Genomic DNA, 11,780 nt, shown 5'->3' on the forward strand with positions numbered 1-11,780 from the left:
TTGTTTAATTTTAACTACACAAATGACAACATCGGGGAAACCTCATGAATTCACTCAGGCATTTCACTATCCGCCGCGTTGTGCTGTGGATGATGATCGTCTCACTGGGCATCGTCGTGCTGGCCGGCGGCTACAGCAGCCAGGTCGTGCGCGATATCTTTCGTCAAACCGATCGTTCAGCCGTTCTGACGCAGCAACTGAGCTTTCTGGCGCACAGCGCTATCGTCATGCAGAGCGGTACGCCAGCCGATAAAAACGCGCTTGTCGCCTCAACCCCGGCCGATGCTGACTGGGATAACGTCCGCGCGGCACTCACGACAACTCCCTCAGAATACGCAAAGGTTGCCCGTGCGCAGCTGGACAAGGTGACGCAGCAGCTGGCCGGGAATCAGGCCCCGCTGAATGCTGACCGGCATCGGCTTGAGGGCGTCTTGCTGGCAGCACTGCTGGCGGCAGTGGCGTTGCTGCTGTTTTGCGACCGCTATCTGGTCGTTCATCTGGTGCGTCCGGTGGGTAAAATTCGCGGTCATTTAAAAATTATTGCCGATGGCGATCTGACGCGCGAGCCGGAAGATCTGGGGCGCAACTGTGTCGGGCAACTGGTGCCGCTGGTCAAAGAGATGCAGCACAGTCTGTTGCAGACGGTCAGCGCTATCCGTGACAACGCAGCCATTCTTCATCGTGAAGCGGGGGACATTGCTGCGGGTAACGCCGATCTCTCCGACCGGACATCCACTCAGGCTGCTGCACTGGAGCAGACCGCAGCCAGCATGGAGGAGATTACCGTCACCGTGCGTCACAATGCACAGAATGCCCGCGAGGCACGTGAACTGGCTGCCAGCACCACGGATACGACTCAGCAGGGCGTGGAACTCGTTCAGTTGGTATCGGCAGCCATCACCAGCATCGCTCAGGGATCAGAAAAAATCCGGCAGTTCACCACCACTATTAATGGTATTGCGTTTCAGACCAACATTCTGGCGTTAAACGCCGCTGTAGAAGCTGCCCGTGCGGGTGAACAGGGCCGCGGCTTCGCGGTAGTCGCCAGTGAGGTACGTTCACTGGCACAGCGAAGTGCTGCTGCCTCTAAAGAGATCGAAGAGCTGATTGCCGATACCGTGGCACGCGTTGACGATGGCCGGCGGGCGGCTGAGAGCGCAGGAACCACCATGGAGGCCGTGCTGCGCGGCGTCGGCGGCGTGAATGAACTGATCGGACAGATTGCGCTGGCTTCGGATGAACAGAGTAAAGGGATTGCCCAGGTCACGGTCGCCGTTGCAGAACTTGACCGCGTAACGCAGCAGAATGCGACGCTGGTTCAGCAGGTTTCGGCGACAGCAGACAGTCTTAGTGGACAGACTGAAACGCTGGGCAGCGTGATTACGCGCTTTACCCTGCCGCACCACCCCCTTGCCGTAGAGCCTAAACGCGTCACGCCTGATGAAAAAGGCGGCTGGGCAACATTTGCTCGGGCATAGCCTGAACAAATATTTTCTGAACTGTAGATAATGTCTGTCCGGCACGGAATAACGATTAATATTCACTCTTTTTAAAAGAGGGATGAAACGGTCATTTTTTGTGCGTGTGATTGACGTTGATCATCATTCGATCAACGCAACCATTCAGAATGGCAATTACTATTCTCAGCGGTGCAAAAATTATCCGGGCAGCGATTTAAATATAATTCAGGTTATTTTCTCTGTTTTTACTGGTGCGTTACGCTTTCCTGATAAGTGTAAAACGCCGGGCTGTTAAAACTTAACTCAAATTTATGTTTTGGCCGCAGGCGTGTTCTTCCGCCCGGCCATCTCGCCGGGGCACCGTATGCGGAGCGTTTATATGGGAAATCAAATTTTACAGCGGCCTGTCGCCGTCCAGCACAACGTACGTGAGCTACGCCTTGCGGCCGGTCTCTCTCAGGAGATTGCAGCCGAGCGTTTCGATCTTAGTCAGCGTGTCTGGCAGACCAAAGAAGCATCGAAAAATCCTGCGCTGCTCAGCCAGGGAGAATATGAACTGCTGATGTTGCTCGCCGGAGAGCATCCGCACTATCAACTGGTACCAAAGCTGAAAAAGTAAGGCGTTCATCCTCTGTTTTCTCTTAAGTAAAGTCATGTCGGGCCGATATAGAGAGCTAAGCGAGGCGCATTACCGCCTGTCTGATATGCTCTGGCCAGATAATCCTGGGCGGTCCGCCGCACTCTCTCTGGCAGGCATAACGTATTAACTGATGCCTCGCTGTCTGCGGTGTCAGCTTTATCGGACTCAGCGCGGCAACCTGTTGCTGCCGGGTTTACTGACGGGCCTTTCTTCCGGCAACGGATCGGCAGCGAACTCTGCGCGTTCTGTCTGATTGAACGTGTCCTCTTTATGCTGTGTCAGGCCAGCCACAGCAGATAACATCAGAGGAGAGTTACGCTGAAACGTCCAGTTTATCATGATGCCGAGGCGGCTCGCCTCGACGCACTTAAGCAGTATCATCTGATGGATTCACCGCCGACCGATGCGCTGGATCGCCTCACTACGCTTGCCGCGCGGCTGTTTCGGGTGCCGGTCGCTTTTGTCTCGCTTATCGACGAAAAGCGGCAGTTCTTCGCCTCCCGGTACGGTTTAAATATTTCAGGTACGGCACGCAACGTCGCCTTCTGCCACCATACGCTGGCGCAGGGCGATATCCTCTGCGTGCCCGATACGCTGAAAGATCCGCGCTTCCGCGACAGTCCGCTGGTTCACGGCTACCCCTTTATCCGCTTTTACGCGGGGATCCCGCTTTCGACCCCGGATGGGCATCATATTGGCACGGTCTGCCTGACCGACAGCCATCCTCGTGAGCCGTTAACTGCAGAGGATCGAAAGCATCTGAACGATATTGCTGCCCTGGTGATGGATCGCATGGAGATGCATCGTCTGGAGTTATTGCGCTACACCAGCCAGCAGCGACTCGAGGCGATCTCATCCACTTCGCCTGACGCCATTGTCTGCACCGACCTTCGGCGTGGCATAACCTTCTGGAACCCGGCCGCCACCGCGCTGTTCGGCTACAGCGCAGAGGAGATGCGCGGCCAGTATATCAGCGAGCTGATCCCTGCTCGCTGTCAGACTGACTACCGTAATGAACTGGTCCGGATTACCTCTGACGAAGCAGCTATCTCGCACCCACGCTCTTTGCAGATATGGGGTGTCACGCGTGAAGGTCGTGAATTTCCGGCAGAGGTCTCTTTTTCGGGCTGGCGTGAAGAGGGCGAACGGCTGGTGGGCATGATCATCCGCGATGTCACGGCCCGCTATGAGAGTGAGGCGCGGCTCTGTGAGCTGGCCTCACTGGATATGCTGACACGTCTCGCCAGCCGCAGCGCGTTTATGGATCAGGTCGGCCAGCTGACCAGGGCGGGCGTCCCCTATACGTTACTGATGACCGATCTCGATGGTTTTAAAGAGGTTAACGATACGCTGGGGCATGCTGCAGGCGATGCGTTGTTGTGTCACGTTGCCGAACAGATTCGTGCGGTCTGCGCCAGTGCTGTGACGGCTGCGCGCCTGGGCGGTGATGAATTTGTGATCCTGTTAGCGGGCGGCAGCGCTGAGGCGGCGATCACGGCGGAGAAACTGATTGCGGCCGTTCAGACGCCGTTCCGCTATCACGACTCGCCAGTGGTGGTCGGTGCCAGCACCGGCATCGCCTCCTATCCGGAGCACGGCAGGGATCCCTCTTCGGTGATGTCTGCCGCTGATCTGGCGCTCTATCGCGCCAAAGCGTCGGGTAAAGGCTGCAGCATACTGTTTATGCCCGCGTTTCGTGAAGCGGAGCAGCAGCGGCGCCGTTTTGAGCGCGAACTGGAAACGGCGGTGCGGCAGCAGCAGTTCACTCTTTACTATCAGCCCCGCTACGACGTTGAAAGCGGAAAGCTTATTGGCTGCGAGACGCTGGTGCGCTGGCAGCATCCGACGCGCGGGCTGCTGTTGCCGGCTGAATTTATCGGCATGCTGGTTAAAAGTCCGCTTTCAGTCACGCTGGGTGAATGGATCATCCGCAGTGCTCTGGCACAGGTCCGGCAGTGGCAGGTTCGCTCTCCTCAGCTTCGCGTCAGCATTAACCTGTTTCCGCGCCAGCTGGCAGGGAACAGCCTGGAGACGGTAATACGTGAGAGTGCCGGAGGCGATGCCGGTTTTGTTGAGCTGGAAGTGGATGAGCCACTGCTGGCCGTGCTGATGCAGGATATGCCGGTTCAGGTTGACGCCGTACGCCGAACGGGAGCCTCGTTCGTTATCGATCATTACGGGCGTACGCTAGGGGCGATTAACCTGCTGCGCTATAGCGTTGTGACGGGTTTTAAAATCGATAAGTCGATGACGCACGAACTGGGTTCCAGCATGCGGGTGCGTATGATGTTCCGGGCCATTACCGCGCTCGGCAAAAGCCTGGGTATCCGGGTGGCCGCCGAAGGGGTGGAAGACAAAGAGCAGATCGCTTTTGTTACGGCCGCCGGATGCGACATTATGCAGGGCAATGGCCTGTGCCAGCCACTGACGCCGGCGGACTTTGAGGCGATGCTGTGCGGAGAGGAGCACTGTGCGCCCGCTATCGCTATCGCCAGCGGTTATGACGTTACGCCACGCTAATCGGTCTGATTGTGGCGAGCGTAGCGGAGGATGCCCGACGCTGATAGTCTGCGCCTCAGGGTGAGTGTGCGGGCTGGTATTCCTGTTTCAGCAAGCCGAAGATCCAGTCATCCTGCCACTGGCCGTTGAGGAAGAAGTTCTGCCGCAACGTCCCCTCCTGCACAAAGCCCGCTGAAATCAGGGTCCGGCGTGAGGCCGCATTGCCTGCTGTCACCGTCGCGATCAGTTTGCGGTATTCCTGTTGCTCAAAGCAGAACGTGATAATGGCATGCAGAGACTCGCTGCCGTAGCCTTTGCCCTGCGCATCTGCGGCCAGAATAAAGCCAAACTCCGCAATACCCTCTCCACGATCGATAAACCCGCAAAAGCCAGCCGGAGCACCGGATGTTTTTTCTCCGATAACCAGACAGAGCCAGTGCCTGCAGCCCTTGTACCAGGCGGGCAGGCGGACATCAAATGAGTGGGTTCTGATCTCTTCAGCGCTGCGCGGATCGCTGATGTACTGCATCACCGCTCTATCCTGACTGACTGCCAGATAGAAGGGCCAGTCTTCCTGACGAAGTGGCCGATAAGTCAGGCGCGGCGAGGTGACTTTCAGCGGTATTTCAGCCGGTACTTTAGCAGACTCTTCAGTTGTCATCGTGCAACTCCCTGCGGATCGGATCTCTGTGGCGATGGCGCAAAAATAACACAGAGTGGCTGACTGGCGGGACGCGCTTTTGCCGCTCTGCGAGGTATCCCGCAATCCCGACGCTATCTCAACAGCTCCTGCTCTCGTGCATTGTCCAGCTCCCGCTTGCCACATTTGCTCTTATCGCTGCGCTGTCAGGCCTTCTGCCCACTTCATTGCTACGCTTTTAGCCAGATGGCTGAAAATTGATCCTGATGAGAGTAATCCCCATGGAATTGAAAACGTTTGAAACTGGAGCCTGGGCTGCGCTGCAGGAATCTGCAACCGATCCACAGGGTGGATTTCGTTATCTGATGCTCTGTACGGTCGATGCTCTGCTACAACCTCAGGCGCGCACCGTGGTTCTGCGCAAGTGTGCCGACGACCGCAGGATGCTGACATTTCATACGGATGTTCGCAGCCCGAAGTGGCAGGAGATGGCGGCGAATCCGCAGGTCACCGTGCTGGGATATTGCCATCAGCGTCGCCTGCAGTTACGGCTGGCAGGGCGGGTTGCGTGTTATGCGGCGGGAAGTGATGTTGCCCGGGCAGCCTGGCGTGCGTTACCGCAGCACACGCGGCAGACTTACACCGGCGGACCTCCGGGGGGAAGCACGGGCAACGGCTGATGAGACGCCTGACGCGGCAGCAACGGAAACCGGGGAATCCCGCTTTGGCGTGGTGATTTTGCAGGCCAGTGTGCTGGACGCCTATCAGCTTCAGCGAAACGAAAATCAGCGCGCCCTGTTTCGCTATTCGGCTAATGGCGAACTGCAGGAAAGCGAATGGCTTAACCCCTGACCCGATATGCCTGATTCACTTCGGGTCGGGTTAACACCTGATTGATCCTCTTTCCGCACGCGATAAAAGAGATTTCACTGTCTGCCGCTTCGTTAGCTGTTTTTTATCTGCCGCACCGCTTAATCGATTTTAGCACCACGTTATCTTCATATAATGGCGTTTTTCTGCTTTTTCCTATCTTTTGTCATTGTTTGTGCCAGGCTTTAACTAACCGAAAAGCAGTGACTTATGCTCAAGGTAAAGAAAAGTACAAATGATCGCTCTGTATCACAGGCAGGTTAAACATGAACAATCAACCTCCTGAAAAACCAGGGTCAGAGGGTAGCGACCAGGTGATAAGCCTGGCGGAGGAAACCGTTGAGGTCTCAAAACAGCGGGTCATCGACGGTCATGTCAGGGTTACCCGACAGGTCACTGAGCATCAGCAGAAGATTGCGCTGATGCTCCGGCACCAGACGGCGGAAATAGAACGCATTCCTAAATCGGAACGGCTGGCTGAGATGCCGGCAATCCGTGAAGAAAATGGCGTTCTGATCATTCCTGTCGTTGAAGAGGAAGTCGAGATCGTTCGTCATCTGGTGCTGAAAGAGGAGTGGCATATCCGCAAAGTTGTCAGTGAAGAAGCGACAGAACAGGTTGTTTCCCTGCGCAAACAGCATGCTCACCTGACCCGAACACCCTATTCAGAGCCGTCCGAATCCATCACCGAGGAACACAACATGGCGCGTGAAACAATCGTAACAATGTTCAGCAATATCTCACTGGCAGAGGGTGCAAAGCGTAACCTGATCAAGGCCGGGTTCCTGGATGATGACATTGATATCATCTCCGGTGATCGTTTGCGTACCGAAGGTCAGGAGGCCCGTCACCCTGGCTTCTGGCAACGCCTGTTCGGCAATACGCTGGAGGAGGATCAGGCCGAAGTGTATGAAGACGCGATGCGAACCGGCGGAGTAGTGCTGTCGCTGCGGGCCGATGAAGATGAGTTACCTCGCGCCCTGGGCATCCTTGATGCACATGAAGAACTTACCGAGCGCAGTGCGGCGCTGCCCGATGATTACGCGCCCGGTTACGCGACCAGTGATGGTCTGACTTCATCTGCCAGTGGAACGCTTCAGGATAATGCCGCCGTCGATCCGCTCTCTACCGATCCTGCCCATCGTGGCGCTGCCCGTACCGCCCTGACCGGTGACGAAAGTGACGAGGATGTACTGCGTCTTGCCGAGGAGCGACTGGAAGTGGGTAAACGTCTGGTCAGCGAAGGTTCAACCCGCGTTCGCCGCTACACTGTCACCGATCAGGTCTCAGAAAATGTCTCGCTGCATGAGCAGCACGCCGCAATCTTCCGTCGTCCGGTGAATGAATCAGGTTCACCCACCCATGTTGACTGGTCTGAAAAAACTGTCGAAGTGGAAGAGACGCATGAGCAGCCCGTGATTAATAAGACCGCGGAGATCATTGAAGAGGTGGTGTTACGCAAAGAGACAAGCGATCGGGTTGAAACTATCAACGATTCGGTACGCCGTCAGGAAGTGGATATTGACCATGCCAGTACAGATCCTCTCGGCGCAGATCGGCTGACCGGGAATCGTACTGTGGCCGATCCGTTGCTTGAAAGCACACGTCAGGCCCGCGCTGACCACGACACTCGTCCGGTAACGCCAGGCAGCGAGCCAGCGCATAAAGAGGGTTTTGCTGAGAAAGCTGGTGATAAAATCGCAGAAGCGAAAGAGAAAGTCGAAGACAAGTTTAAAAAGCCGTAATACCGGAGCGGTGATTGTCGCCTTCTATGCCTGAAAACCCGTCGCAGACGGGTTTTTTTCATAAATCACACTGAAATTCTGTAGGCAATTTAATGGCATCACTTAGACCTGACACCCGTTGACGGAGAATGGCCACATTGAAAGTTGTATAGAGCTCTCGTCTTAAGTGTGTGTACGTTATTCGTGACCTGCCCCTAGTATTAGATACAACGATCAGTTAGTAATGTCGGTTTGTTTATCTTCTGATTTTCCATTTCTCCAGCCTGCTGCAAATTCAGACGGCGTCTGGTAATTCAGCGATGAATGAGGTCTGGACTCGTTATAGTCCTGCCGCCAGTCATTAATGATTTTCCGGGCATGAACAATATCGCTGAACCAGTGTTCATTCAGGCATTCATCGCGAAAGCGTCCGTTAAAACTCTCAATAAATCCGTTCTGTGTCGGTTTACCGGGCTGAATAAGCCGCAGCTCCACGCAATGCTCAAAGGCCCATTGGTCAAGTGCTCTACAGTTAAACTCCGGCCCCTGGTCAGTTCTTATCGTAGCCGGATATCCGCGAAACAGCGCAATACTGTCCAGAATATGCGTGACCTGCACGCCTGAAATCCCAAAGGCAACAGTGACAGTCAGGCATTCCTTTGTGAAGTCATCGACGCAGTTAAGGCACTTGATCCTGCGACCGGTGGCCAGTTCATCCATGACGAAATCCATTGACCAGGTCAGATTGGGCGCATCCGGGCGAAGCAGCGGAAGCCGCTCAGTCGCCAGACCCTTACGACGTCGTCTGCGCTTCACACTCAGGCCGTTAAGGTGATAAATGCGGTATACCCGCTTGTGGTTGACGTGAAGGCCCTCACGACGCAATAACTGCCAGATCCGCCGGTAACCAAAGCGACGGCGTTCAGGTGCCAGCTCTGTGATGCGTAGAGATAGCTGCGCGTCAGCAGCCGGACGCTGAGCTGAATAACGGCAGGTTGAAAGAGACAGACCTGCCAGCCTGCAGGCACGACGTTGCGACAGACCCGTTGCATCACATATGACTTCCACGGCTTCCCGCTTCTGGTCTGTCGTCAGAACTTTCGACCCAAAGCCACCTGAAGCGCCTCCTTATCCAGCATGGCTTCGGCGAGCAGCTTCTTAAGGCGGACGTTCTCCTCTTCAAGTAACTTAAGCCGCTTTACCTCAGGGACTTCCATGCCGCCAAACTTCTTGCGCCAGGTGTAGAAAGTAGCGTCTGAAATAGCATACTTACGGCAGAGTTCCCGTGCAGAAACCCCGGCTTCGGCCTCGCGGAGGATACTGATGATCTGTTCGTAGGAAAACGCTTCTTCATGGGGATGCCCTCATGTGGCTTATGAAGACATTACTAACATCGGGGTGTACTAATCAACGGGGAGCAGGTCATATCAGTCATAGCACCATCGCCTGGCACGGGCTGACTCGATTACCATCCCGATAGTAAGAGGGATGGCCTCGCGCGGGTTTTTTGGATAGTAGAGGCTGAAAGTCACCAGATCAGAATCCATTCCAAACGCATCGAAGACGTTCTGAAGGCATCCCGCAGCGTCCTCCGGGTCAAGCTTCATGTCCTGATTAAGCGACATCTCTGGCGTGAGTGTTTTTTTCCGGAACGTAAGCAGCGATCGGCCGTTCCACGGCTCAATGAGTGCCATTACGCGTGCCTGTGTGTCATCTACCATAACTTATCCTCCCCGCGAGCGATGGCATTGTACAGTCTGACCGAATTGAAACTGATATCGGCAACGTCTCTTGCCAGAATCACCCAGCCCACGACGGGTATCGCCCGACCAACAAAGGTGCTGAGCTTATGCGTAAAAAAGGATACGCGCGGTCCGGGGCGGGTATCCCCCCTACGATGGTGGGGAGCTGTATGCCGAAAGGAAACTTGGCGTTAGGGAATACTCTGCGTGCTGCCCGTGAGGCATAGGAGGTACCTTTGAGAGCATCGCGCGGTTTGGTGCGGGTAGTCAGGACATTACGTCCAGACAGGATGGCCACGATCGCTCCGTGAATCGCCACGGGTTTAACAGACACCTCAGAGTCATTTAAGATGGCTTAAAGAGAGGTGTCCATGAGCGGTAAGCGTTATCCCGAAGAGTTTAAAATTGAAGCAGTCAAACAGGTTGTTGATCGCGGTTATTCTGTTGCCAGCGTTGCAACACGTCTCGATATCACCACCCACAGCCTTTACGCCTGGATAAAGAAGTACGGTCCAGATTCTTCCACTAATAAAGAAGAGTCAGATGCTCAGGCCGAGATCCGCCGTCTCCAGAAAGAGCTGAAGCGGGTTACCGACGAACGGGACATATTAAAAAAAGCCGCGGCGTACTTCGCAAAGCTGTCCGACTGAGGTACGCCTTTATCCGTGACAACATCTGTTGCTGGCCTGTTCGCCTGCTCTGTCGGGTGCTGGATGTTCATCCCAGTGGTTTTTACGCCTGGCTTCAGCAGCCGCATTCACAACGCCATCAGGCAGACCTAAGACTGACAGGACAGATTAAACAGTTCTGGCTGGAATCGGGATGCGTCTATGGTTATCGCAAAATCCATTTGGATCTGCGGGACAGCGGGCAACAGTGCGGAGTGAACAGAGTCTGGCGACTGATGAAACGTGTCGGGATAAAGGCTCAGGTCGGATACCGGAGCCCGCGGGCACGTAAAGGCGAGGCCAGTATCGTGTCGCCCAACAGGCTCCAGCGACAGTTCAATCCGGATGCTCCGGATGAGCGTTGGGTAACGGACATAACCTACATCAGGACCCACGAAGGCTGGCTGTATCTTGCCGTGGTTGTTGATCTGTTCTCACGCAAAATTATCGGCTGGTCCATGCAATCCCGGATGACAAAGGACATTGTCCTGAACGCACTGCTGATGGCTGTATGGCGGCGTAATCCCCAAAAACAGGTGTTGGTTCATTCGGATCAGGGCAGTCAGTACACAAGCCATGAGTGGCAGTCGTTCCTGAAATCACACGGCCTGGAGGGCAGCATGAGCCGTCGCGGTAACTGCCATGATAATGCGGTTGCAGAAAGCTTTTTCCAGTTGTTGAAACGCGAACGGATAAAGAAAAAGATCTACGGAACGCGGGAAGAAGCCCGCAGCGATATTTTTGATTACATCGAAATGTTTTATAACAGTAAGCGTCGGCATGGTTCTAGCGATCAGATGCCACCGACAGAATATGAAAACCAGTATTATCAACGGCTCGGAAGTGTCTAGATTATCCGTGGCGATTCACCGAAGTCATCAATGCCCAGCTGTTCAGCGACTTCTTCACAGAAAATCATGAAAAAGAGCTCACCAGCGGTGAGGTTCGGTCTACCTGCGTAGAAATAGGTGTTATTGAGTTCTTCAGTCGTATCCACTGCCAGCTCCCACAAGTTCACTTCATTCATCATCCTGATGCTTTTTAAACAATACCTCGCGCGTTCATGCTTGACAACCTGACGGTCTGGGACAGGATAAAAAAAAACGGTAATTTCACCTCATCTCCCTACAGGCACTCGCGGCATCATTTCAGAAATGGGCATGGTTTCGCTATCCTTATGTCTTAAATGATTTTTTATGCCGTCAGCGCGCTGAATAACGGGAGCGGGGCATCATCAGGCACTCTGGGGTGCATACCTGGCCATAGAGAGATAAAGGTTATAGAAAGGTTCCTGGGGTATTAAACATTTCCCATTGTCTATATCCATACCTTACATAGACCTGCATTTATCGATACCACAGGAATCTACATTAGAGTCACATAAGCGATTTGCTAGTGACGGCTTTGCCTTATTTAAGTTTGCTCCAGGGTTTTCTTAAGAGATAAGAAGGCTTCCTGTACATGCTGCTTACCAGTCTGTGCTGCCACGAAGCGATGAACCCCCCCTCGCGTTGTGCAGACCGCGATCCCTGACTAC

General features: G+C 54.5%; 10 protein-coding genes and 2 pseudogenes. 7 read left to right on the forward strand and 5 right to left on the reverse strand.

The annotated features are described in order from the left end of the window. The first annotated feature begins 44 nt into the window (after positions 1-44). The 3 genes from JNO11_RS19745 to JNO11_RS19755 all read left to right on the forward strand — a co-directional run bounded on the left by JNO11_RS19745 (position 45) and on the right by JNO11_RS19755 (position 4,620). Positions 45-1,478, forward strand: coding sequence for a methyl-accepting chemotaxis protein (locus tag JNO11_RS19745; protein ID WP_325177703.1), 1,434 nt, complete (start codon positions 45-47; stop codon positions 1,476-1,478). Between the two features lie 361 nt (positions 1,479-1,839). Further along, complete coding sequence (locus JNO11_RS19750) at positions 1,840-2,079, forward strand: hypothetical protein (RefSeq protein ID WP_010256895.1); 240 nt, start codon at positions 1,840-1,842, stop codon at positions 2,077-2,079. Positions 2,080-2,484: 405 nt separating this feature from the next. Continuing rightward, complete coding sequence (locus JNO11_RS19755; RefSeq protein WP_325177704.1) at positions 2,485-4,620, forward strand: EAL domain-containing protein; 2,136 nt, start codon at positions 2,485-2,487, stop codon at positions 4,618-4,620. A gap of 55 nt (positions 4,621-4,675) precedes the next feature. Here JNO11_RS19755 and JNO11_RS19760 read toward each other — a convergent pair whose 3' ends face one another. After that, complete coding sequence (locus tag JNO11_RS19760) at positions 4,676-5,260, reverse strand: GNAT family protein (RefSeq protein ID WP_325177705.1); 585 nt, start codon at positions 5,258-5,260, stop codon at positions 4,676-4,678. A gap of 260 nt (positions 5,261-5,520) precedes the next feature. Between JNO11_RS19760 and JNO11_RS19765 the strand changes: the two genes are divergently transcribed. The 3 genes from JNO11_RS19765 (at position 5,521) to JNO11_RS19775 (ending at position 7,854) form a co-directional block, all read left to right on the forward strand. Then, on the forward strand, positions 5,521-5,919 hold the full coding sequence (locus JNO11_RS19765; protein WP_325177706.1) for a pyridoxamine 5'-phosphate oxidase family protein: 399 nt from the start codon (positions 5,521-5,523) through the stop codon (positions 5,917-5,919). 49 nt (positions 5,920-5,968) lie between these two features. Continuing rightward, positions 5,969-6,091: a hypothetical protein gene (locus JNO11_RS19770; protein WP_325177707.1), complete on the forward strand. Its 123-nt coding sequence runs from the start codon at positions 5,969-5,971 to the stop codon at positions 6,089-6,091. A 284-nt stretch (positions 6,092-6,375) separates the two neighbouring features. Next, positions 6,376-7,854 carry a DUF2382 domain-containing protein gene (locus JNO11_RS19775; RefSeq protein WP_325177708.1) on the forward strand — a complete coding sequence of 493 codons (1,479 nt, stop codon included), beginning with the start codon at positions 6,376-6,378 and terminating at the stop codon, positions 7,852-7,854. Between the two features lie 213 nt (positions 7,855-8,067). On the opposite strand, the gene JNO11_RS19780 is transcribed toward JNO11_RS19775, so the two are convergent. The 3 genes and pseudogenes from JNO11_RS19780 to JNO11_RS24870 form a co-directional block, all read right to left on the reverse strand. Continuing rightward, positions 8,068-9,161, reverse strand: a protein-coding gene (locus tag JNO11_RS19780) for an IS3 family transposase (RefSeq protein WP_187501847.1) whose coding sequence is annotated in 2 segments (ribosomal slippage) — positions 8,068-8,930 and positions 8,930-9,161 — 1,095 coding nt in all. Because the reading frame shifts where the segments join, the coding sequence is not laid out codon by codon here. A gap of 99 nt (positions 9,162-9,260) precedes the next feature. Next, a complete protein-coding gene (locus JNO11_RS19785; RefSeq protein WP_325177709.1) occupies positions 9,261-9,554 on the reverse strand; it encodes a DUF1493 family protein in 294 nt (97 codons plus the stop codon). Next, a pseudogene (locus JNO11_RS24870) lies at positions 9,548-9,882 on the reverse strand (STM2901 family protein); the annotation flags it as partial. The gene JNO11_RS19785 and the pseudogene JNO11_RS24870, both read right to left, overlap by 7 nt. Positions 9,883-9,946: 64 nt before the next feature. Here JNO11_RS24870 and JNO11_RS19790 point away from each other — a divergent pair. Further along, a protein-coding gene (locus JNO11_RS19790; protein ID WP_088234235.1) for an IS3 family transposase occupies positions 9,947-11,094 on the forward strand; the annotation gives its coding sequence in 2 pieces (ribosomal slippage) (positions 9,947-10,184 and positions 10,184-11,094; 1,149 coding nt in all). Positions 11,095-11,111: 17 nt separating this feature from the next. Here the strand turns inward: JNO11_RS19790 and JNO11_RS19795 are convergent. Continuing rightward, positions 11,112-11,240: pseudogene (locus JNO11_RS19795) on the reverse strand (STM2901 family protein); the annotation flags it as partial. Between the last annotated feature and the right edge of the window lie 540 nt (positions 11,241-11,780).

The organism is Pantoea sp. 1B4 (assembly GCF_016925765.1).
Lineage (GTDB): Bacteria > Pseudomonadota > Gammaproteobacteria > Enterobacterales > Enterobacteriaceae > Pantoea > Pantoea agglomerans.